At 39.7% G+C, this 22,548-nt stretch carries 19 protein-coding genes and 2 pseudogenes; all 21 read right to left on the reverse strand.

Annotation, left to right across the window (positions count from 1 at the left end; genetic code table 11):
* Positions 1 to 185: 185 nt before the first annotated feature.
* The 21 genes and pseudogenes from CC97_RS00135 to bioB all read right to left on the reverse strand — a co-directional run bounded on the left by CC97_RS00135 (position 186) and on the right by bioB (position 22,502).
* The gene (locus tag CC97_RS00135) at positions 186 to 914 is read right to left on the reverse strand and encodes a SprT family zinc-dependent metalloprotease (RefSeq protein ID WP_044973044.1); all 729 of its coding nucleotides are present in this window, start codon (positions 912 to 914) and stop codon (positions 186 to 188) included.
* Complete coding sequence (locus tag CC97_RS00140; protein ID WP_044973046.1) at positions 908 to 4,009, reverse strand: type I restriction endonuclease subunit R; 3,102 nt, start codon at positions 4,007 to 4,009, stop codon at positions 908 to 910. Before CC97_RS00140 ends, CC97_RS00135 begins: the two co-directional genes overlap by 7 nt.
* 4 nt (positions 4,010 to 4,013) lie before the next feature.
* Entirely contained in the window at positions 4,014 to 4,415 is a 402-nt protein-coding gene (locus CC97_RS00145; RefSeq protein ID WP_156036716.1) for a hypothetical protein, read from the reverse strand.
* A gap of 474 nt (positions 4,416 to 4,889) precedes the next feature.
* Positions 4,890 to 6,212 carry an IS1380 family transposase gene (locus CC97_RS00150; protein ID WP_044973808.1) on the reverse strand — a complete coding sequence of 441 codons (1,323 nt, stop codon included), beginning with the start codon at positions 6,210 to 6,212 and terminating at the stop codon, positions 4,890 to 4,892.
* A gap of 117 nt (positions 6,213 to 6,329) precedes the next feature.
* Entirely contained in the window at positions 6,330 to 6,761 is a 432-nt protein-coding gene (locus CC97_RS00155; protein WP_044973050.1) for a hypothetical protein, read from the reverse strand.
* Positions 6,754 to 7,653, reverse strand: a complete 900-nt coding sequence (locus tag CC97_RS00160) for a restriction endonuclease subunit S (RefSeq protein WP_197021797.1) — start codon at positions 7,651 to 7,653, stop codon at positions 6,754 to 6,756. The genes CC97_RS00155 and CC97_RS00160 overlap by 8 nt, the downstream gene beginning before the upstream one ends.
* A gap of 189 nt (positions 7,654 to 7,842) precedes the next feature.
* Positions 7,843 to 9,033: pseudogene (locus CC97_RS00165) on the reverse strand (ISL3 family transposase); the annotation flags it as partial.
* Between the two features lie 76 nt (positions 9,034 to 9,109).
* Positions 9,110 to 9,547: a hypothetical protein gene (locus tag CC97_RS00170; protein WP_044973052.1), complete on the reverse strand. Its 438-nt coding sequence runs from the start codon at positions 9,545 to 9,547 to the stop codon at positions 9,110 to 9,112.
* Positions 9,548 to 10,002: 455 nt separating this feature from the next.
* Positions 10,003 to 10,845, reverse strand: coding sequence for a DNA damage-inducible protein D (gene dinD / locus CC97_RS00175; RefSeq protein WP_044973053.1), 843 nt, complete (start codon positions 10,843 to 10,845; stop codon positions 10,003 to 10,005).
* A 197-nt stretch (positions 10,846 to 11,042) separates the two neighbouring features.
* Positions 11,043 to 12,572 (reverse strand): type I restriction-modification system subunit M, encoded by a 1,530-nt coding sequence (locus CC97_RS00180; RefSeq protein ID WP_044973054.1) that lies wholly within the window; start codon positions 12,570 to 12,572, stop codon positions 11,043 to 11,045.
* Between the two features lie 11 nt (positions 12,573 to 12,583).
* Positions 12,584 to 13,153, reverse strand: a complete 570-nt coding sequence (locus CC97_RS00185) for a restriction endonuclease subunit S (RefSeq protein WP_044973056.1) — start codon at positions 13,151 to 13,153, stop codon at positions 12,584 to 12,586.
* 373 nt (positions 13,154 to 13,526) lie between these two features.
* Positions 13,527 to 14,828, reverse strand: coding sequence for a phosphopyruvate hydratase (eno, locus tag CC97_RS00190; protein WP_044973058.1), 1,302 nt, complete (start codon positions 14,826 to 14,828; stop codon positions 13,527 to 13,529).
* A 234-nt stretch (positions 14,829 to 15,062) separates the two neighbouring features.
* Complete coding sequence (locus CC97_RS00195) at positions 15,063 to 15,845, reverse strand: ZIP family metal transporter (protein WP_044973811.1); 783 nt, start codon at positions 15,843 to 15,845, stop codon at positions 15,063 to 15,065.
* A gap of 254 nt (positions 15,846 to 16,099) precedes the next feature.
* Positions 16,100 to 16,504 (reverse strand): flavodoxin, encoded by a 405-nt coding sequence (locus tag CC97_RS00200; protein WP_044973060.1) that lies wholly within the window; start codon positions 16,502 to 16,504, stop codon positions 16,100 to 16,102.
* Positions 16,501 to 17,085 carry a DUF3793 family protein gene (locus CC97_RS00205; protein ID WP_044973062.1) on the reverse strand — a complete coding sequence of 195 codons (585 nt, stop codon included), beginning with the start codon at positions 17,083 to 17,085 and terminating at the stop codon, positions 16,501 to 16,503. Before CC97_RS00205 ends, CC97_RS00200 begins: the two co-directional genes overlap by 4 nt.
* On the reverse strand, positions 17,085 to 17,375 hold the full coding sequence (locus tag CC97_RS00210; protein ID WP_044973063.1) for a DUF2325 domain-containing protein: 291 nt from the start codon (positions 17,373 to 17,375) through the stop codon (positions 17,085 to 17,087). Before CC97_RS00210 ends, CC97_RS00205 begins: the two co-directional genes overlap by 1 nt.
* 292 nt (positions 17,376 to 17,667) lie before the next feature.
* Positions 17,668 to 19,158, reverse strand: coding sequence for an ABC transporter ATP-binding protein (locus CC97_RS00215; RefSeq protein ID WP_049962569.1), 1,491 nt, complete (start codon positions 19,156 to 19,158; stop codon positions 17,668 to 17,670).
* Positions 19,155 to 19,856 carry an energy-coupling factor transporter transmembrane component T gene (locus CC97_RS00220; RefSeq protein ID WP_044973065.1) on the reverse strand — a complete coding sequence of 234 codons (702 nt, stop codon included), beginning with the start codon at positions 19,854 to 19,856 and terminating at the stop codon, positions 19,155 to 19,157. The genes CC97_RS00215 and CC97_RS00220 overlap by 4 nt, the downstream gene beginning before the upstream one ends.
* Complete coding sequence (locus tag CC97_RS00225; RefSeq protein ID WP_044973066.1) at positions 19,856 to 20,446, reverse strand: MptD family putative ECF transporter S component; 591 nt, start codon at positions 20,444 to 20,446, stop codon at positions 19,856 to 19,858. Before CC97_RS00225 ends, CC97_RS00220 begins: the two co-directional genes overlap by 1 nt.
* A gap of 85 nt (positions 20,447 to 20,531) precedes the next feature.
* Positions 20,532 to 21,329: a class I SAM-dependent methyltransferase gene (locus CC97_RS00230; RefSeq protein ID WP_044973067.1), complete on the reverse strand. Its 798-nt coding sequence runs from the start codon at positions 21,327 to 21,329 to the stop codon at positions 20,532 to 20,534.
* Positions 21,330 to 21,538: 209 nt separating this feature from the next.
* Positions 21,539 to 22,502: pseudogene (gene bioB / locus CC97_RS00235) on the reverse strand (biotin synthase BioB).
* Positions 22,503 to 22,548: the final 46 nt, after the last annotated feature.

Consider the following 22,548-nt stretch of genomic DNA (forward strand, 5'->3'; position numbering starts at 1 on the left):
ACAATCATGAAATCTTTTGTATTTAGTTACCTCTCGCTAACTGTTTTGCATCATTTCAATATAAATAAGTCATGACCGATAACAGTTATTCCTGCGGCATATGATCGCCGAACAAAAACGGCTAAAACAGCAAAAGATCGTCTCTGTTCTCATCCGACAGAGGCGATCTTTTGTTAGTTTCAGTTCTAAATATTTACGCATTTCTCGAGAATATCTTTCGTTTCTTTCCAGTTTGGAAGCATTACCTGAAGCAATGAATAAAACTTCTTTGAATGATTCGGATAGACAAAGTGACAAAACTCGTGATAAAGAACATACTCTATACAGAATTTTGGGGCTTCAATCAGTCGTTTGTTCAGTATAATGGTTTCTTTCTCTGGAAGACAGCTCCCCCATCTCGAAGACATTTCCCTTATTTTCAGTTCAGGAAAAGGAAGATCATAACAAGCAAATCTTCTGTATACATTCTGCATCACTTCTTCAAAAACTGATTTGCTGTACGATTCGATCCATTCAGTGAATTGTTCCATTATGCGTGGTTTATAATCCAGACGAAGTGCATTAATCTGAACGTATACACCATCGCATACTACTGATTCGTGAAAGCTTTTAACTATTTTCAGACGATGATTTCTGCCAAGAAGAGTTATATTTTCACCGTTCACATACTGAAGTTCTGAAGAAGGTGCGATGTTACAATCAAATTCAGCAACGTGTTTCAGAATATAGTTTTTTCGACTGATAACAAAAGAATCTATCTCGCTGACAGGAACATCTTCAGATGCAGATACATAAATACTGCTGTCATTGGTTATTCGCAGATTTATATTTTTTACTTTTTTTCTTTCAAGAATAAAACTAATAGATTGGTTTTCCGTTTTAACTACTCTTGATTCAGATGAAACATTTAGCATCCGTACCTCCCGTGCGCTGACTGCTTAATCGTTTCCGTAATCGCATCCTGCGTCTCAACTGTCATGCCCCATTCGTATTTGTCACTGTAACAATAAAGTACATAATCAAATTCGCGATTAATTTTCTTATTAATTTCAGTGTTGCTTTCCCAGTCAACCTTACAGTTTTCCTGCATTATCTTTGCGATTTCAAGTGAAAGTTCTGCTTTTATATCGTCAGAGATTTCAGCATTAATCCTTTCATTAAGTATAGTCGAAATTATGTAGTAATATACCTGAGCATTAGAATTATGCTGAATAGCTGAAGGAAACTGTATTTCCACTTTACCTTCTGAATAATCTTTTTTAATTTGATTCATTCTTGAAAGATATTCAGCTTCGCTTATAATCTGATTTCGATATTGTTCAAGCGCCTTCTCTATCTTTTCAGAGAACTTCTGATAAAATGCAGGATTTTCATCACGCTTCAAAGCAATACTTCTGGTAAGCCTGTATCGTATAGCATCAGCTTTTGCTCTGTCTGTACTGAGCCCGCTAAGTATCTCTTCCATTCCCTGAGAGTCGAGTATATCTACCGGAGCGGTTATTTTCTTAAGACCAGTAACAGAAAGGTTTCTGTCTAAAAGATTCTGCATAATAGGTTCATATTCCTTATTATCTACTGCATCCGAATATCTAAGTTTAACAACTTGCCTGAGTTTGGAAAAGAATATAAAATCATTCTTAAATGTCTTCATTAAATCATCCGGAACAGCGTCATATGCCTTCTCCGAACCAACTACTAACGAAAGCGATTTGCCAAAATCACAAAGACGATTATAAAAATCATTTCTTCTTTTTTCATCTTCAAGACTATCACTGAATTCATTAACATCAGTTTTATTTCTAACTAAAGAAAACATATCAATGATTTGTGAATGCGCATTTCTTAAATCACCAACTGCTTTCATTACATCAATTACAGCTCCGCTGATCTCAGAACCGTCGAATCCTTCAAGTCCTGCACCACTGTACATATTCATTGCATCATCGAGCTTCTTAATAAGACCGCGATAATCAACGACAAGGCCGAAATCTTTTCCTTCACAAATTCGATTGGTTCGAGCTATAGCCTGTAGAAGTGCATGTTCCTTCAGTTCTTTGTCGATATAAAGCACCTGGCATAACGGCGCATCAAATCCAGTAAGAAGTTTGCTGCAGACTATAAGAATATCAATCTCACCGTCTATGAATTTGTCCTTTAAAGCATCTTCATACTTATCTTCATTGCCATACTGTTTCATCATTTTATTCCAGTATGCAATCACTTTATTATCAGTTTCCGAAAGAATATCATCTTCTCCTTCACGCTTATCCGGTGCTGATATAACAACAGCACAGTTCAGATTGCCAAGCAGTTCAAATGCCTCAAGATATCTTACAGCATCTCGCTTGAAATTTACTGCAAGCATAGCTTTCATACCAGTGTCCTTTATGGACTCTGTAAAATGAACATCAATGTCCATTGCTATTCTGTTTATTCTTGCATCAGTAGACGAAAGGCGCTTTATACTGCTCCATTTTTTCTTCAGGTCTTCCCGCTCACGTTCATTCAATCTTTTGGTTGTTCTTTCAAACCACATATCTATGTTTTCTTCATCAACCTTCTGATCAATGAATCGTCCTTCATAGATAATCGGAACAATAGCTTTATCCTCTACGCCGTCTTTTATTGTGTATTTATGGATATAGCCAGAACCACCGAATCTTCCGACTGTTGATTTTTCTTTTTTCATAAGCGGAGTTCCGGTAAATCCGAGGTAACAGCCACGCGTAAATACCATTCTCATTTTGGCAGCCATTGTACCATAATTGCTTCTGTGGCTTTCGTCTACAAGCACGAAAATGTTATTATTATCAAGTTTTACTTTCTGATTTGCTGCAGCAGTAAATTTATTGATTACTGTTGTAATAACATCAACCTTATTGCTGTTTATAAGATCTATAAGATGTTTACCTGTCGATGCTTTTGCTGGAGAAAGTCTTGTATGCGCAAATGTGCTCGCTATTTGTTTATCAAGATCTTTACGGTCTGTAACAATAACTACTCTTGGATTACAATCAGACATCTCCATCAGTATATACTTTGCAAGCATAACCATGGTCAATGACTTACCACTGCCCTGCGTATGCCATATAACACCACCCTGCCTGTTTCCGTATTCATCAAAAGTATTGATCGTTTTGATTATGTTCCGTATAGCAAAGAACTGCTGATGTCTACAGATTTTCTTTATATTCGCATCAAATACGATGAAATATCTTGTTATTTCCATCAGTCTTTCAGGAGACAGTAACGATACTATGTCTTTATCCTGCTGGGTAACTGTTCTGTCAATTACTGTACTCTCAAGTATTTCATCACGCCATGACACATCTTCTTCACGCCACACATTCCAGAATTTCTTTGCTGTTCCCGTGGTCGCATATTTTACATTGTTTGTGTTTGTACCCATTACCACCTGAGCAAATTTGAAAAGCTGAGGAGTATAATCGTTTTTCTGATTACGTATCATCTGTTCAACAGCTCTGTCAACAGAAAGCAAAGGACTTTTACATTCAATTACTGCAAAAGGTATACCGTTAATAAAAAGAACTATGTCCGGCCTTGTATCGTTTCTGCGATCAATACTGTGTACAGAAAATTCTTCAGCTATATGAAATACGTTATTGGACGGGTTTTCCCAGTCAATGTATTTCATATTAAACTCCTGCGTTCTTCCGTCAGGTAATGTTTCCGGAAAACTCTTTCCAAGCATAATAGCATTATAAACTTTTTCACTGGAAACAACAAGATTATCTGCAAGTGGTTCATCCAGTTCGTTTACTGCTCTGTTGATATTATCTTCAGAGAATTTAAATGTTTCTCCGCAGAAATCATAGCTGTTTATTTTCTCAAGCTGCTCTTTTAGAATCTGTCTCAATAAAACATTATAATGATTTCCACGGTTGTCATCACACTGTTCGACTGAAATATACTCATAACCAAGTTTAATAAGTAAATCAATTGCAGGACGTTTGCTGATATTATTTTCAAGGTATTCGCTGCTGTTCATAAAATCACCTCAGTTCAGGAACATTAGATAACTCAGTTATAACTACAGGTACGTCTTCTTTTCCTATAAGCATTTGTTCATTTGAAAAAATATATAGTTTATTCATATTTTCTTCATAATAAGCATTTGCAACAAGATAATAATCATTATTATCTGTTAATATCACTCTGGAATTTACCACTCTATGATTTCCAGTAATATAAGGATTCTCTCGGCTTTGATCTTCTCTTAAATTACTGTAATTTTCTTCTTCATCTAATGATACTATTCGAAAACATTTTTCTCTTGCTGCTTTATTCTTTCCATATCCGCCAGCATACAAAACCATAATAACAGCTGTGATTATGAAAAAACTTGCAATCAAAAAATAACCTTTTTTCCTAGACGTCTGTACATTGTCAGTCATATTATTTCCAACCGACTCTATACTGACCTGATACATTCGATTTCTTGCATTTGACAGATGAACAAAGATATTTCTTAATTTTAAAGATTTCCGACATTTAACATAATAATTAAAACTTCTTTTAGGATGAAATATTACAACATGTAAAAACGTTAGTATATCAAAATAAATTGACAATGTAAATGGCAGTCCAATACAAAATGCAACAACTATTTCGATTACTATTCGCATCATAATATAAGATAAACCAGTGAAGTGTACTGCAATAACTGATAACACAGGTAAAAGATAAACTAACCCGAATAATTCACGAAACTTCGGAACGCTGTGAAAAATTATGAATTTCTAAAAATCAATTTTCAAAAGTGAAAATTCGGAATATTTGCCACTATAAAACAGTTCGAGATGGTACACCTATCCTGTAAATATATTTTTTTTGATTTTTCGATTTTCAAAATACTTGGTTTTCCACAACTATTCATTCAGCTGTACATAAAGCTGTTGAATATTGATATACGTTTCTATAATATCGCTCTTGTGTACGCAATTGCTGCAGAACTTAAAGTATTTGTATCTGGACTTGCATACAATTTTTCCTGCTACTTTGAATATAGCCATACGTATAGTATTGGCATTACAGTTTCTAAGTCTTTTACTCAAGGCAAATCTTCTAAACAGATTGAAGATGTTGTATGCAAGCGCATGGATAAGAAATCGGTTAGCGTTTACAGTCATCGACTTACTGCTGACATGTCGGAATCCAAATTCGTTCTTACCTTCCTTGATGAAGTTTTCCATAGCACCGCGTTTACAGTATGCATTGATGAGCTGCTGCGCTTCGCTTTTCATTGAAGTAACAACAAAGGTGTACATGTAAATCATCTGGCCGTATGGTTTTTCAATTTTGAAAACAACACGTCTCGGGTGTTTCCACGAGGAAGCCTGATATTCGAATTCTCCGTATGTACATGCATAGTCAAGCGAATTCAAATCTACAGCTGTTTTCAAATCTTTAAGTTTAGCTTCTGCGAGCTGTCTGAGTACATTATTTTCCTTCAGCCTGATTACATAGCTGATACCATACTTTTCACAAAGATCATATATTTCCGGAGCGGCAAAACCGCTGTCTCCTCTGAGCATACAGTTCATATCAGGATATGATTCAGTATACTCTTTGAATATTGGTTCAAGAAAATCTGCAGCATCTTTACTGCAGTATTTTGATCCTTCGCGTAATTCAGCTCCAATGAGGTCTTTGGTTAATGCATCATAGCATAGTAATGGATGATATCCAACGTTCTGATAATGAAAGTTGAAGGCTGTGCCTTCCTGATTCCCATAAGTATCAAGCAATGTTGAATCCAAGTCAAAGACTATGAATTCAGGTCTTTTAATTGCATAAGCTATTCTTCTTAACTCAGTCAGTATACAGTTAAGCTGCTTGATTGTAGTTCCATCTGCGCGGCTGAAAAATCTTGACATTGATGACTGTGAAGCAATGCGATCCTTGTTTAGGGAAGTTGTGAGAACATGTTCATGAGCAAGCTCATTAGCATCGTAATCGTTGTAGTATGAAAGAAAAATCTGTGAAATTGCCTGATGAAGATTATCTGCGTCAGTGTGAAATCTAACAGCGGAATCTTTTGTTTTAAACAGCTGAAACAGCTTTTTTATACCTGTTACATGCATGAATTCTTCTATCAAAAGGGCACCGGAATCTGACGTTAAATCGCCACCATCGAAATTAAATTTCACAGAACTATTGAATTTAAATGAAAAATCGCTTATACTATTAATCATGAGAGCTTCTCCTTTGTTATTTTGTTGTTTGGCGATTTCAATTATAACAAATTTGAAGCTCTTTTTCTATACCATAGCTTCACTTTTTAGGTGAAACATGAAAAACTTTTTAAATTACATGATTATGTGGCTGAAAAGAGTTTCTTTATGCCGCGATGAATAATTCAGGACTAATATTCCTAAAAAGACTATTTTAATTTTTAACTTCGTAGATTCTTTGTGACAAAACAAAAATATATACAAAGATACAACGTTTAAACATAGTGCTGCTAATCCCAAAAATCCATTCGAAAGTAATTTGAAAATAGTAGTTGATAATTCTATGTTTGTCCATGATTCGTCAACATTAAAATAACCTAAATATGAACTTTGGCTTATATATATTAAAAACGTGATCACAGCGCCGATAACAGGAATCAACGCAGCAATTCCGCTAAACACTAATCCATATTTATCTTTTAGTTTTTCAGCTATACTATTTAATGAATTAGTGCTGTTTTCATCATTACTTTGACTATTGTTATCTATTATTTCTTCATTAGTCATTAACACATCTCACCTTACCTGTAAGTAACAACTGCATGAGTGCTTTCTTCTTTTTCTTTTCGGCTTCTAACTTACGCTGATGAAGGGTGATTAAGCCGTCAACACTGGTGAGAAATTCAGCTATACGCTTTTGTTCTTCGTAATATGGTGATACCATAATTTCACCTGACAACCATTCATCGTTTGAAATATTCATGGTGTTTTTTACACCTTTTCTTACCAAAGGACTAAGATAGTTATTTGTCTTTTGAGGGGTATCAAAACAATAGTAAATGAATTTAGAGTCGTTCCCCTCAGTTGTTACATTAACTATATAAAGTGGCGATATTATACCTGTTTCCTCGGCTACAATCTTTATTATTCCGAATGGTTTTGCCTGCAATGGTGAACGAGTATAGATGATGTCACCTGTCTCAACAACCTTATAATTGGATATATCTTCACCGGCAAAACTTCTACCCTGAAACCTGATTTGATTGACACAACCGAATTCATCTGAAACCGATAAAACATCTTGTTTTGTATACTGATTTCCGTTCTTTCGTGTGGCAATTTCAAGTATTTCTGACAACTTGCGCTGTTTCCAAGCATCAGTAAATCCCTTAAATCTCAACTCCGGATATCTGCTTCCTTTCTTCGGGAACATTTTTTCCAGATATGCTTTTTTCAGTTTCTTGAGGGATTCTACTTTCTGCTCCTGAAGGGAGATTAGTTTGTCCTGGGTGGTGAGGATGGAGGCGATTTTTTGTTGTTCTACAAGCGATGGTAGTTGACAGCTTACTTTAACAAAAGATTTCCAATATAATCTTTTTCTAAAATCAGTTACTCCATAAGATAAATCATTAATCTGGCCAATGATATCTTTGCTTCTAAGAAGATAATTCATAAACATTGGATAAATTTGAGGCATCGTTAATATGTGTGGTAACTTTTCCGCCTCTGTTCTTTATCCTTTTGCTGCTATTAGAGAAACCAGCGTGTGTGGATATCAGTGTCAAGGGTTTCCGCGTAGCGGTGCTTGCACCCTTGATACTGATATTCACATATGCTACAATTTCTAATTGCAGAAGAAGGATGAACGCTAATTCCAAGGCAGTCTAACATCAATGCCTGAGCATCTCAGCATTATCATAGCTAACATGTTATCGATATTTCTGAAGCCATAGGCCATACGTATAGATAGTTTTATCTTGTTGTTAATTGCTTCAACTCTTGCGTTCGAAAGATGATATTTTATCGTGTTCAGAATCGATTTTCTATGACGATTGATTTTCTTTTGTAGCTCAACAAACTTTGGCAAACGACAATGTCTTGCCCACTTAATCCATGCATCAAGTTTTTCTTCAGCCTCCTCAGCTGTATCACTATGAAAGACGTATCTAAGCGCTTCTTTAAGTTTGTAAGCTCTGAATAGTTTAGGATCTGTTTTCGATATCCAGTCAATCTTGTCAGCTTGCCTGGACGTGAGTTTTTCCATCGACTTTCCTAATATGAGCTTGGATGTCTTTATTTCTTTAGCAACGTCAATCGTCTTCGGAGTATCCTTGGGCTTACGACCACGTTTGGCTGGTCTTTTACATAGTGCTACTTCCTTTTTGATTGAACGCCATGTATCTACGCGCATATCGTCAAGTGCTTCCATTGCCCAGCTGATTACGTGAAAAGGATCTACATAGCGCTCAGCGTTTGGACAGTATTCTTTTATACATTCATCAATCCATTTAGCTCCGTCTCCGGATACGAGTTGTATGTTTGCTCTCTGTTCTTCTGTTAGCTGATCAAAGAATGAAGAAAACACACTTTTACCATGACCTTCAGATGCCCATATCACCTTTCCGGTATCATGGTTTATCACCGTCGTTATGTATTTATGACCTTTCTTGTAGCTTGTTTCATCTACACCGATTCTAAAGAGATTATTAAATCTTTTTTCAGGGTCAGTATCAAGTGCATCGTTTACTCTTTTAACGATTGCTCCAACGGTACCCCATGAAATTCTCATGAATTCTGAAACTGCAACTTTAGAACAATTAACAGCCAGCCAGGCTGTTATCTGCTCAAAATCATAGGTGAAACCTGAGTTATGCCTTGCCCACGGAAACTGACATGTAACTACTCCGTGTTCAGGACACCTGACTCTGCATGATGGGGCTACAAGTATCACTTTGTATGTTGACCAGTCACATGCTCGCCACGTTCTTGCTCCATAGTTTCCTGCATCATATACTTTACATTTCCTGCCGCAGATTCCGCATCTGCACTGATGTCCTTTGGTTGCATGGACCTTCCTGTTTTAATTTTTTCTCGTCAAAAAAATCATAACAGATATCATATGCTTTTTCAATTTTTTACGGCTTTTTCTGCGATTTTATTTCCACACATGTTAATGAAGAGCCATAAATTTTTTCATTTGGAATTGCTGAAATATAAGCTGGACTAACCATTCCTTCATTTGTAACAACTCCAATTGCCCCCTGCCATGCACGCATCATATTAAAAACCACATCGCCGCTATATACGTGCTTATATACTGATTTATCTTCACTTCGTTTCACTTTCTTACCTAAATCTTCCTCTTCAAGTTCACCATCAGATACACCCGTATGAATTGACACCGTTAAGATTTGAAGTGAATCATTACCTCTTTCATTACGTTCTATATAAAGATCGTCAAGTTTATAGCATTCCCAATTTTCAGGAATAATCTTTTTCCCGACTTTTTTATATCCCATCGGCACAACACCATTTTCTATATCTTCTATCCTTTTCTTAACTTCTAGTGTCATATAATTCACCATCCTTTTTTATTTTCTATGGAATTTCAAGTTTAATATTGCTTATTATCTGTATTCTACATAGTATCAATTTGACACTTTGTGGCCTCTAAAGTATCAACCAAAGTATCAGTTTGACACTTTGAAACCTCTAAAGTGTCAACCGAAGTGTCTGTTTGACACTTTGAATCCTCTAAAGTATCATTCAAAGTATCAGACTGACACTTTAGAATTTATGGAGTATTTATTACCGTCTGCTTTTACGGCATCTTTACCACCTTTTCCCAACACAGTTTTTCGTCTCTTCTAGCACCATTTTCGACTTCTCTGGCACCATTTTCAGCTTCTCTAGCACTGTTTTTCAGCTTCTCTAGCACTGTTTTCAGCTTCTCTAGCACCATCTATACCGAACTTTATACCGAACTCTTTACCGAACTCTTTACCGAAACTTTGACGGTATAAAGTTATTATTCATCTGCATCCGAAATCAAACTTCTTCTCTGTTTCCTTTCAATTTGCGAAATACTTCTGTCGGGTGTCGGAAGGTCTTCCGGCATTGTACCGCCAAGATCAGCGATGGTCTGCCTTACTTTCGCACCGACTTCGTAGTGTGTTTTGTTTGCTTCGTCTTTTCTGGTTATATTATCACGTCTGAGTTTTTCATCAGTCTGTGTTGCACGGAAGAGATTTGCTGCAAGTTCTGTGCTTCCCATATGGTCGAGAATCTTCTGGTTTTTCTTTAAACCTTTACGTTCATGTATAGCTTTGGCGTCCAGTCCACCGTAAAGCCCTCTATAGCCGTAATTCTGAAAAATCGCATAATCCTTCGGAGTTACAGCTCCGGCCATCTGTGCTGCTTCGGCGAGCGATTTGTTGTGGAATTTCATTTCTTTTCTTACAGCAAGACGTTTCTGATCTTCATCCAGATCTTCGTAATTTTCAATAAGCTCCTGCTGTCTTGTTTTTACAGCAAAATACGTCTGGCCGAGAGCAATGACTTCTTTTCTCGGATCGCCGTTCATAACGATAAGATAGCATGCATACCGAGACAACATATAGTCATCTATATTTCTTTTAGAACTACTTCCGAGATCGACCATTTTGCCGACGTTGGCAAAATGGTCAGAAGACGTATTTCCTGAGTTTTCGCAAGCCTGCTTCGCCTTATCAATAACCTCAGAAAACCTTCTCCACTGTTTGTACTCCAATACATTTTGTAACTCACGAGCATACCAGAATTCTTCTCCGTATTCATTTACATGTTTGATTTCTTCGAAAACCTTTTCTGAATATTTTTCAATTTCACTCATTTTTCCATACTCCTTTTTTTCAATGTATCATTATTCCGAAACCTTTTCCGAAATCTTTTCCGACATCTTTACCGACATCTTTACCGCCATCTTTACCGACATCTTTACCGACAATCTTTACCGACACTTATTCCGCCAATGTGGCGGAATAACGGCGGATTAAATGGGGGGGAATAAAAAAAGATATCTGATCGTAATTATAATCCAAGCTCCTTCAAATATGCATCCATCTGCTTCTGAACTTCATCGATTTCTTTGTCGATTGCCTTTATTTCCTCACGTACAGCATCGATATCTATCGGTTCTTCCTCTTCAAAAGTATCAACATATCTTGGAATGTTCAGATTATAATCGTTCTCAACTATCTCTTCCTTTGAAGCAACGTAGCTGTATTTATCGACATTCTCACGCTTTTTATAAGTATCTACGATCTTCTCGATATCACAATCACGCAGGTTATTCTGATTCTTGCCTTTTTCGAAATTACCTTCACCACTGGCATCGATAAACAGTACATCATGAGTACCGCGGTTCTTTTTGAAAACAAGAATACACGCCGGAATACCAGTACCGTAGAACAGATTTGCCGGAAGTCCGATAACTGCATCGAGAAGATTGAAATCTATTATCTCCTTACGGATCTTCCCCTCACTTGCTCCGCGGAAAAGAACACCGTGCGGAAGAACAACTGCCATTCTGCCTCCGTCTTCATCAAGGCAGTTAAGCATATGAAGTACAAATGCATAGTCACCCTTTGATGACGGAGGAACGCCCCAGGCAAATCTGCCGTAAGGATCAAGTGAAGCAGTCATTTTCTCTTTCTTCTTATCCTCACCGCTTACAGCTGAAAGGAAGCCACTGTCCCATTTATCGAGTGAGAACGGAGGATTGGCAACCACACACTGGAACTTCATGAGTTTATCATCTTTGATATTCTGCGGATTAGCCAGCGTATCGCCCTGCCAGATCTTTGCGTCGTCAACGTTATGAAGGAACATGTTCATCGTACAAAGCGCCCAGGTCTGATTGTTTACTTCCTGACCATACACGGCTACCTTGTGCGAAGGAACTTTTTTATACGCTTTCAGAAGCAGACCGCCCGAGCCGCAGGTTGGATCGTAAATACGGTCATTTTCCTTCGGCTCAACAAGTTCAGCTACAAGCTTTGACACGTTGTTAGGCGTAAAGAACTCACCGCCTTTTTTACCGGCATCGGAAGCAAAGTTTGCTATCATGTACTCGTAGGCATCACCAATGATATCCGCACTGTCGAGCTGTGAAGGGCTGAGATCAAGTGTCTGGAAATCTTCAAGAAGATTACGTAAAATCGCATTCTTGTCCTTCGTCTCACCAAAGTCAACAGTAGAGTTAAAATCAATAGCTCTGAAAACATTTCTTAGTTTTTCACTGTTGTTATTTTCAATCTCAGCAAGAGCAACGTTTATTTTCTGTCCGATCTCATTATCGTTTCTGTTCTTATACAGATAATCAAAAGTAGAAGTTTCAGTAAGGGCGAAACGTTCATTTCTCATTGCACGTTCAACTCTTGCCATGTCGCCCTTGTACTTTTCAGTGTATTCTTTCTTTGTTTCTTTATAAACGTCATTAAGGTACTTTACGAAGAGCATAGCAAGAATATAATCCTTGTAACGAGAACTGTCTATTTTGTTTCTGAAACTGTCGCAGGCACTCCAGAGTACCTTTTCAATATCGCTTTTACCTGTCATTGTAACATTCCTCACATTCTGTTTATTTTATTTATCAATGCTTTGTAATACTGTTCTTTTTTCATCTTAAGCTCTTCAAGAAGTTTTAATTCTGCAGAAGCAAGCTTATAAACTTCAATTACATTTTTCTGTTTCTCACAAGCCGGTAAATCTATTTCAGTTTCCCCGACAAGTGTTGGTTTTATCTGTTTAAGAATTCCGGCACAACTCATATTGAATTTCTTTTTAATTCTGTCTTTGTTCATATACCACGCAATGTATTCCGGATCGGCTTTTTTATTTCTTACTCTGACAATAACAAAGTGAGACGGAATAACCAGTCCTGAATACTTTTCGTTTATATAGACCGCAGTATACGGTTCTGATGTTTTTATGATCACATCACCGGTCTGTGTAAGGTAGTTTGAAGGAAGCTCCTCTTCAGTATAATACGGAATCAGTTCATTCATGATAATCTCGCAGTTACTGTTTACCGCCTTAAGATTAAGCTGTCTGTATTCAAAACCTTTTTCCTTGTCCTTCGCTTCTTTTCTTGAAAGTACAAGACCGGTTTTGACCGAAGCTATTTCACTTAGTTTCATATGTCCTCCGATAAATTTATTGTTATGATAGTCATGTAACCCTATGATTTAATTATAACCTCTGATAAAAAGGTTGTCAATAGTTTTTTGAAATTTATTTTTGTTATGTATTCTATGTAACTTAATGATTATATGATTACGTTCAGAGCTCCGGCAGTCACAGTTCTGCAAAACAGAAACATTTTGAAGTTAGCATCCTATAACTGATGTGTCATAAAAAAACACAGCTCCCTCAGGAAAAGGAACTGTGTTTAAGTAGATTACGTATTATGGATATAGGATTTGGTAAATCAGTATGTCTTTGATGCGCACTGCATCTGAACGGCGTCAGGGATCGGGGCTTGCGCCCCGGGGCCTTTACGCCTTAGCAGTATTATTTTTTTACGTGGAAAGCGTTAATACCTGGATAGCATGCAGAATCGCCGAGTTCTTCTTCAATTCTGAGGAGCTGGTTGTACTTTGCAACTCGTTCTGATCTTGAAGGAGCACCTGTCTTGATCTGGCATGTGTTGAGGGCAACTGCAAGGTCAGCAATTGTTGTGTCTGCTGTTTCACCTGAACGGTGTGATGAAATAGCTGTGTAGCCGGCAGCGTGTGCCATTTTGATAGCTTCGAGTGTTTCTGAAACAGAACCGATCTGGTTGAGCTTGATGAGGATTGAGTTACCTGCACCAAGTGAGATACCCTTTGAAAGACGTTCTGTATTTGTAACGAAGAGGTCATCACCAACGAGCTGAACCTTATTACCGATCTTTGCAGTCATTCTCTGCCAGCCTTCCCAGTCTTCTTCGTCAAGACCGTCTTCGATAGAGATGATCGGGTACTTGTCTACGAGTGATTCCCAGTGAGCGATAAGTTCATCTGATGTGAATTCCTTACCTGACTTAGGCTGCTTGTAGAAGCCCTTGCCCTTTTCGCTCTTCCATTCTGATGAAGCTGCGTCCATAGCGATCATAAAGTCCTTGCCAGGTTCGAAACCTGCAGCCTTGATAGCTTCGAGGATCTTTTCGATAGCTTCTTCATCGCTTGTAAGCTTGTTAGGAGCGAAGCCGCCTTCGTCACCGACAGCAGTAACGTCGCCCATGTCTTTGATGAGCTTCTTGAGTGTGTGGAACACTTCTGCACACCAGCGGAGACCTTCCTTGAATGAAGGAGCGCCTACAGGCATGATCATGAATTCCTGTGTGTCAACTGCACTGTCTGCGTGAGCACCGCCGTTGAGGATGTTCATCATAGGTACAGGAAGCTTTGTTCCCTGAATGCCGCCGAGGAATCTGTAAAGCGGGATTCCGAGAGCTGTTGCAGCAGCACGTGCTGAAGCGATGGAAACAGCAAGGATAGCGTTGGCACCAAGCTTTGACTTGTCCTTTGTTCCGTCTGCAGCGATTATAGCCTTGTCTATTGCATAAATATCTGAAGCATCCATTCCTGTAAGAACATCATTGATAACTGTGTTGATATTTTCCACAGCCTTCTGAACGCCCTTGCCGAGATAGCGTGACTTGTCTCCGTCACGGAGCTCAAGCGCTTCGAATTCACCGGTTGAAGCACCGCTCGGAGCAGTACCTCTGCCTACTGTTCCGTCTGCAAGATAAACTTCAGCTTCAACAGTAGGATTTCCGCGTGAATCAAGAATCTCGCGGCCGACAACCTTTTCAATTTCTAAAAAATCCATATTATTTTACTCCTTATCTGCCGCTTTAAATATGCGGCTTATCAGTATTATTAAAGTGAAGGCGAATTTCGCTCACTAAATAATCAAAGTTCTTTCAGACTTAAGGCGGAAAGCTCGCACTTCTTTCCGCCTTTTGAAAGAAGTCTGAGAATATGAATTATTGATTAGCCTTTGCTAACCGTTTATTATTTTATCATAATAGTTAGCCTTTGTCAACTGTTATTTTATAATTAATCATCCAAGAGCCGTATCAAGCGCCATCATAAGAGTAAATCCAACCGAAAACATTAAAACACCGATATTTGAGTGCTCGCCTTCAGATATTTCAGGAATAAGTTCCTCAACGACAACGTAGATCATTGCACCTGCAGCAAAACTGAGCAGGTACGGCATTGCCGGAAGTATAAGTGATGAAAACAGTATGGTAAGAATCGCACCCGCCGGTTCCACAGCTCCTGAAAGAACACCTCCGCAGAAGGCTGCAGATTTTTTCTTTCCTTCCGCACGCAGAGGCATTGAGATGATCGCACCTTCCGGAAAGTTCTGTATCGCAATTCCAAGTGCAAGAGCAAACGCTCCGCCGGACGACATCTCTTCCGTTCCTTGCAGGAGTCCTGCGTAGACAATACCGACTGCCATTCCCTCAGGAATGTTGTGAAGTGTGACCGCAAGCACCATCATAGTAGTTCTCGCAAGCTTTGACGGCATACCTTCTGCTTTCTCCGCATTCATGTGCAGATGCGGAATGATCGTGTCAAGAAGCAGCAGGAACAGAACGCCGAACCAGAAGCCGGCAACTGCCGGAATAAATGATAATCTTCCCATCCCCTCTGCCAGCTCCATGGCAGGTATGATAAGGCTCCACACCGAAGCTGCAGTCATAACACCTGCTGCAAAGCCTGACAGCATTCGCTGAACGTTTCTGCTCAGGCCGCGCTTCATAAAGAATACGCACGCCGAACCGGCTGATGTTCCGAGAAACGGCAGCATAAGTCCGGTTATAATTTCGTTTTTCATATGCATCTACCTTTCTCTGTTACTAAGTAAACACTGATTAAATCGGAAATCCGACTACGCCGGATTTCCGGATGCGGGATTTGCGGGGCTTCGCCCCGGAGCCCCACGCTGATTTATGAATAAATCAGCGTTTCCCTAAAAAACAACAGGCAGGCCGGATCATTGTCCAGGCCTGCCGGCTGTCTCGCCATGTGGTTATTCTATGAATTACAGTATGTCGAAGATGTCATTTTAAGAAAAATCAGATAGTTTAATTATGCAAAACGTGCGCCAAGTTCTTTAAGTTTTGCAAGATCATCGTCTGAAGGAGTTTCATTTACCATAACTCCTGCACCGTCAACAAGTTCAGCACCTGTCTTCTTTGTACGTTCTTCCCAGTTGCGCATCCATTCACCGTCACCCCAGCCGTATGAACCGAAAAGAATTACTTTCTTTCCGCCAAGACTTCCTTCAACTGATGAGAAGAACGGCTCAAATTCTTCTTCCTCAAGCACTTCCGCACCCATTGCCGGGCAGCCAAAAGCAATAACGTCGTAATCGCTTACACTGCCTCCGAACTCTGAAACTGTAAAAATATCTGCGCCGGCACCATCTGCAATTGCTTTTGCCATTGCTTCAGTATTTCCCGTACCACTCCAGTAGATAACCGCTGTTTTCATTGAAATTCCTCCTTGTATTGCTGTACTGCAGCAAACAGCTCAGTACCCTGTTTTATCTGAGAACAGAGATACTCTCTGCATTCTCCGTATTTTTTAAAAAGGAGCTTTGCCTTCTCTGCTTCATGATATACTTTCCATGTCCCGCAGAGAAGACAGTTCCTTCCTTTGTTATTTATAAATCCCCGTACATCATCAACAGGATATCCGAGAAAAGCTCCTATCTCATGCGGAAAATTTCCGAACCGTATACGTGATGACAAACGTTTCAGCTTGTGCTCGGTACTGTCATCAGAACTGTATCCGTATTCGGAAAGCAGTTCCTTTACATCGGGACGGGAAAGCCATGCTTCAAGTATATCTCTGTGATAAATGTATATAAGTGTTCTTCTGCCGCATCGGCAGAGCACTTTCATATCAAGTCCGAATCTACCTGCACGTCCGGAAAACTCTTCGCAAAGCTCACCGATCAGCTGCTCCGGCTTATCGACGGTAAAAAGATTGGCACATTTAATACCTGTAAGAGCGGGAGCTGTATGCTCGGAAAGCTCTTTGTCAAATTCTCTGCGTTCAGGCTCAGACATCAACTCACCTGCTTTTCGTACTGTGCAAGAAGATTCTTTAAAGCGCTTGCACTTGATGAGTGAAGATGCTTAACCGGAACACCTGATTTCTCAGAATGTTTCTTTACCCCGCCGAGCATCTTGTGTGAACAGGTGCCTGTAAATACTATCACAAGATCAGGTTCACCGATCTTATTTTCAAAATCAGCCGGCATTTGTGTAAATACCTTTGATTTGAAGTTATAATTATTACAAATATCCTTATATCTTGTTGCCATGCGGTCGTTGCCGCCTACTATCACCACGCTCATTTATTACTCCTTTTCCATTGGGTTAGTTTTGACTAACCGGCGTACAATAAATAAGTTAGCGTTTGCTAACTGTAAACAGTATAACATAATTGCTATGACTTGTCAACCCCTGATCGCCTACATTTTTTTGTCGGCATTATCTGAGCAGAACAAAGCGGTGAATAGCAGTTAAGCTTATTCCAGAACGGGAGCTTTTAAAATATGCACCTTAAAGATATATGCAGAAAAAAGACCATCGGGTAATGAATGGCCTGATCATAAAAAATTGTGAAAATCATAAATCTGCTTTCATCTAAACAGTAAAAGATACTGCCCTTCCGTTTCTGATCTTCAGAGTACAGTCGCAGCATTCTTCAATAAACTCAGGATCATGGGTAGATACAAGAACAGTACTGCCATTCTCTGCAAGTTTACGCAAAAGTACGCCTACCTTTTTCATGTGCGAATAATCAAGGCCGGATGTCGGTTCGTCAAAAAGCAGAAGTTCTGCACCGGCAGCAATTGCTGAAGCAATAGCCACGCGTTGTTTCTGACCGCCGGAAAGCGCCATAGGATGTGTGTCTTTAAACTCAAGAAGACCGAGATCATCAAGTATTTTATGGCAGCGTTTTTCATCCTTGTCTTTCATTGAAAGCAATACTTCCTTTTCGACACTGTCGGTGAACAGCTGATGGTTCACATCCTGCATTACCATGTACGAAAAACCGATACGCTTGTTTTTTCTGTACTCCCTGTCTTCCGAAACAATAACGCCAGTGCAGTCCTTTTCAAGTCCGCACACGCATCGCAGAAAAGTGGATTTACCTGTACCGTTGCTGCCTATCACCGCAATTATCTTTCCCTTCGGAACGGTAAGTTCAGGAATACACAGACTTAAAGCGTCGCCGTCAGAAGCAGAATATTTCTTTTTCCGGAAAATATACGGCTTATGATGATACGAAAAATAAAAATCCTTTAAATGTATCCCGTCAGTGATCTGACAAAAACTGTCGTTCTTATTATTATCCGAAAGCAGTGCGAGATAGTGTTTATTAATATTTGTCGGACGCAGTTTAAGCTTTGCTGTATCTTCAGGAGACAGTCCGGCAAAATCTTCGGCTGACCATTCACGGATGATCCTGCCTTTATCCATACATATCACACGGTCGGCGAGATCCTTGATGTACCAGAGTCTGTGCTCGGATATAACGATCGTCTTCCCCTGATTTTTCCACTCAGCTATAATATCATGAAGCATTTTCATCGATTCCATGTCAAGATTGGAAGACGGTTCATCAAGCAGAATGATATCCGGAAGCAGTGCCGCCACTGATGCGCAGGCTATTCTCTGTTTTTCACCGCCGGATAATTCAAAAAGACTTCTGCCAAGCAGATTATCAAGATGCATTTTCCGGCAGACCGTTTTCTTTCTGGACAGTATTTCGTCAGGTGAAAGTCCGATGTTTTCAGGACCGAAAACTACCTCTCCGTCCGTATCTACAGAAAAGAACTGGCTTCTCGGATTCTGAAAAACAGTTCCGACTACCCCTGCAAGTTCATAAAGAGGCGTTCTGGCAATATCATGACCGTTTACAGTAACTTCACCTGTAACATCTCCATGATAGTAGTGAGGTATAAGACCGTTCAGAAGACGGATCACTGAAGTTTTGCCGGAACCGGATGCGCCGCACAAAAGAAGTGTTTCTCCTCTTTTGACTGAAAGAGAAACACTGTCAAGAGAATTGAGCGCAGCACCCTTGTACCTGTGAGTAACATTATTTATCTGTGCTATTGTCTGCGTCATTTTATATACTTGAAAACCACGAAAACTGCAAGCGCTGTCATAAACAGCAGAATAAAAATATAGTCTGCTGCTCCAATTTTCAGCACCTGCGCACTGGTTCTTTTCTCCTTTCCTCCGAGGCCTCTTGTTAAAGCGGCAGCGGATAATTCATCGCCTATATTCACACAGGAAAACAAAAGCGGTATCATACGGTATTCGACCATACTGGCAGCATTACCTCCGCCAAGCATTATGCCACGCATTTTCATCGCATCACGTATAGCGGAATATTCCTCTTTTATCGTTGGAAAAAAGCGCATGACTACTGCAAGAGATATCGTAATACCATCAGGAACGTGCATTTTCTGCATGGCACTTACGAACTCACCTATCTTTGTAGTTTTTACAACATACCAGGCTGTGATCATTGCGGGCATGAACTGCACGATTATGCTGCAGTAGCCTACAAGAAAAGCTGACAGAAATCCTTTTGAATTCTCGGAAAGAAACTTAAAGGAAATAAGCAGCGCTGCCACATAGAGTATCAGAAACCTGAACGCCGCAGCATAATGTTTTTCAGAAATAAGCAGCATTATAGGTATCATGGTTATTATGATCCTGACTACCCAGAGAAAAGGTGAAACAGCGCTCATCATAACAACAGCCGACACCACAAATATCATTAAAAGCTTTGTTCTCGGGTCTAGCTTTAATTTCATTACACGATTCCTGCCTTCTCAAAATGCTTCTTAACAACAGCCTTGCCGATATAGGCACCGATACAGCCAAAAACAAAGCAGAGAATGAGCAGTACAGCTATTGTTTTAGAGTTGATCGCACGGAAAAGATTGTCGCAGTACTCTGCGGAGTAACCTCCGTCAACAAGACTTTTTTTGTAGGAATCAGCAGTTACGATGACCGGGAAATAATTTGCGCATATCCAGAGACAGAAAACACCATGACTTAAAACTGTCTTTTTAAAACTCTTGTATCCGCCTGATTTTGCAATAAGATCTGCGATCAGACCTGCTGCAATTATAAGCGGTGCGCCGAGATATCCCATACCGGTTACGAACATAATAATCGCAAGAAGAACTGACATGATAGTCAGCATTCCGAATTTTTCAATTTTTGTATAGAACAGCATCATAGGAACAGAACCGACGATCGGAATCATCACTACATAAGACGCTACAATGTACGGGTGAATAAATCCAAGCATTCCGCATGCAAATTCAACCACGAACAGAAGTGCAGTAAAAATACCTATCGTAATAAAATCCTTTGCTCCAAGTTTGTTATTATCCATTAAAAAAACTCCTCTGTTATTTTTGAGAACCGCGGTTACCTTACGCAGTCCTGGTTTTATGTTTTATCATTATCCTGCCCTGAAGTCACCACCGGAAAGTTGCCCAGCGGTCGTTCATCTTAGGGAACAGTAAAGCGAACAGTTTTGCGCGCAGGGTATACTTTGTCGCTTCCTCATTAAAGCTGTGCTCTTCCACAAGACGAATACCGTCTGTCAGATCAGCTATTTCCTGCGCTGTATCAGTACCGGAAAGAAAGTGCGCATTTGTATTTCTGACTGTATCATGCTGTTTCTCCATTTTAACCATCATTTTGCAGTTCTGTTCTGCTATAAGCGTACCTCCGTCAGGGAAATTGTTTTTGAGTATTTCGAGGAAGGTACGGATCTGGTCAAAAGTGAAATACATAAACAGTCCTTCAGCCAGAAAAACCGGCTCTGATTTACGTCCTTTGAGTGCTTCTTTCACCTGGCCGCACCAGCTGTCTTCAAGCGCACTTCCGGCGATCATTGTTACTCTGTCACGTTCGTCAAAAGCTTTTTTCCGGGCAGCAACTGCATCAGGCAGGTCGAGGTCGAACCAGAGTATTTTTCCGTTGTCCACTCTGGAAAAACGATCATCAAATCCTGCTCCTACATTGACCACAACAGTATCCGGATTTTTTTTAATTATCTCCTTTAACTGACGGTCCAGCATTATCGTTCTTGCAACAACGCCTTCATGTGACATAAACTTATCATACTGGTCAGTTTCAATATTAAGTGCCTTTATTATTTCGACTGCCTTCTGATCCCTTATACGCGGCTTTTTTCTGAGCGTTTCATTGGCCTTTATAGCCAGCGGAATAAGAGCAGTAGTCTGAACATCACCTAATTTTAGTTCCATAATGAATAATCCTCCTGTTTTTGTTCGGTTAGGTACCGCTAACTATTATAACACAGGATAATTCAGGAGTCAAGGGAAACACTGATTTAATCGGAAATCCGGAGGCGGGATTTGCGGTGCTTCGCCCCGAAGCCCCGCGCTGATTTATTAATAAATCGGCGTTTACCAGGAAAAAAAGAGGCCGTAAAAACAGCCTCTTTTTGTATTTATCATTTCAATAAACAAAACCCCATATCAGAAAGCATCTTAATATCACCGGCTATATCGTTGCCTGAAGTTGTAAGCATATCTCCGGTGATCGTTGCATTCGCTCCGGAAAGGAATGCTTTTTTTCCGCAGTCTTTCATAAGATCCCTGCCTGCAGCAAGACGAATCTCAGCTTCAGGAACTATATACCTGAATATAGTAACAGTCCTGAGTATGTCATCTTCAGAAAGACGCTCAAGATTTTCAAGCGGAGTACCCGGAATCGGCATAAGAGCATTTATCGGGATGGATCTTACTCCGAGTTCGGCGAGACTAACTGCCATATCAATTCGGTCTTCCCATGTTTCACCCATACCGATTATGCCGCCGGAACATACCTCGAAACCTGCGTTTACAGCACGTTTTATACAGGCGATCTTATCATCATACGTATGCGTTGAGCATATTTCAGGAAAGTATCTCCGTGAAGTTTCAATATTGCAGTGATATCTGCTTACACCGGCCGAACGAAGTCTCTGAAACTGTTCATCTGTGAGAAATCCGTGGGAGCCGCAGAGCATCATATCAGTATTTTCATGAAGTACGGTATATGCTTCAACGGCTTTTTCAAAATCAGTTTTATTAAGTGTCCTGCCGGCAGTAACGATCGAAAACCTGTGAACTCCCCTTTTTTCGTTATGCCTGCACTCTTTCAGTATTTCTTCTGTCCCGAGGAAAGGATATTCATTAACTCCGGTACAGTTGTGAGCTGACTGGGCACAGAAACGGCAGTTCTCAGAACATTTTCCGCTTTTCCCGTTAATAATACTGCACAAATCAACCTTATCACTGCAGAAATGTCTTCTGATACGGTCAGCACCTTTACACAGTGAATCGAGATCTGCTTTGAGAAAAAAAATCTGTATTGTCGCCGCGGACTATACGTTTTCCGTTTATGATCTCACCGGCAAGTTTTAAAACATCCATAGCATTTTCCTTTCATACGTGCATCATAGTTAAATAACCACCTGAC

The sequence above is a fragment of the Ruminococcus sp. HUN007 genome, from assembly GCF_000712055.1.
Classification (GTDB): domain Bacteria; phylum Bacillota; class Clostridia; order Oscillospirales; family Ruminococcaceae; genus HUN007.

What these genes read in the sequence shown, in the direction of transcription:
- CC97_RS00135 (WP_044973044.1), bottom strand. Translation starts at nt 914, where the DNA reads ATGCTAAATGTTTCATCTGAATCAAGAGTAGTTAAAACGGAAAACCAA.
- CC97_RS00140 (WP_044973046.1), bottom strand. Translation starts at nt 4,009, where the DNA reads ATGAACAGCAGCGAATACCTTGAAAATAATATCAGCAAACGTCCTGCA.
- CC97_RS00145 (WP_156036716.1), bottom strand. Translation starts at nt 4,415, where the DNA reads ATGACTGACAATGTACAGACGTCTAGGAAAAAAGGTTATTTTTTGATT.
- CC97_RS00155 (WP_044973050.1), bottom strand. Translation starts at nt 6,761, where the DNA reads ATGACTAATGAAGAAATAATAGATAACAATAGTCAAAGTAATGATGAA.
- CC97_RS00160 (WP_197021797.1), bottom strand. Translation starts at nt 7,653, where the DNA reads ATGTTTATGAATTATCTTCTTAGAAGCAAAGATATCATTGGCCAGATT.
- CC97_RS00170 (WP_044973052.1), bottom strand. Translation starts at nt 9,547, where the DNA reads ATGACACTAGAAGTTAAGAAAAGGATAGAAGATATAGAAAATGGTGTT.
- dinD (WP_044973053.1), bottom strand. Translation starts at nt 10,845, where the DNA reads ATGAGTGAAATTGAAAAATATTCAGAAAAGGTTTTCGAAGAAATCAAA.
- CC97_RS00180 (WP_044973054.1), bottom strand. Translation starts at nt 12,572, where the DNA reads ATGACAGGTAAAAGCGATATTGAAAAGGTACTCTGGAGTGCCTGCGAC.
- CC97_RS00185 (WP_044973056.1), bottom strand. Translation starts at nt 13,153, where the DNA reads ATGAAACTAAGTGAAATAGCTTCGGTCAAAACCGGTCTTGTACTTTCA.
- eno (WP_044973058.1), bottom strand. Translation starts at nt 14,828, where the DNA reads ATGGATTTTTTAGAAATTGAAAAGGTTGTCGGCCGCGAGATTCTTGAT.
- CC97_RS00195 (WP_044973811.1), bottom strand. Translation starts at nt 15,845, where the DNA reads ATGAAAAACGAAATTATAACCGGACTTATGCTGCCGTTTCTCGGAACA.
- CC97_RS00200 (WP_044973060.1), bottom strand. Translation starts at nt 16,504, where the DNA reads ATGAAAACAGCGGTTATCTACTGGAGTGGTACGGGAAATACTGAAGCA.
- CC97_RS00205 (WP_044973062.1), bottom strand. Translation starts at nt 17,085, where the DNA reads ATGTCTGAGCCTGAACGCAGAGAATTTGACAAAGAGCTTTCCGAGCAT.
- CC97_RS00210 (WP_044973063.1), bottom strand. Translation starts at nt 17,375, where the DNA reads ATGAGCGTGGTGATAGTAGGCGGCAACGACCGCATGGCAACAAGATAT.
- CC97_RS00215 (WP_049962569.1), bottom strand. Translation starts at nt 19,158, where the DNA reads ATGACGCAGACAATAGCACAGATAAATAATGTTACTCACAGGTACAAG.
- CC97_RS00220 (WP_044973065.1), bottom strand. Translation starts at nt 19,856, where the DNA reads ATGAAATTAAAGCTAGACCCGAGAACAAAGCTTTTAATGATATTTGTG.
- CC97_RS00225 (WP_044973066.1), bottom strand. Translation starts at nt 20,446, where the DNA reads ATGGATAATAACAAACTTGGAGCAAAGGATTTTATTACGATAGGTATT.
- CC97_RS00230 (WP_044973067.1), bottom strand. Translation starts at nt 21,329, where the DNA reads ATGGAACTAAAATTAGGTGATGTTCAGACTACTGCTCTTATTCCGCTG.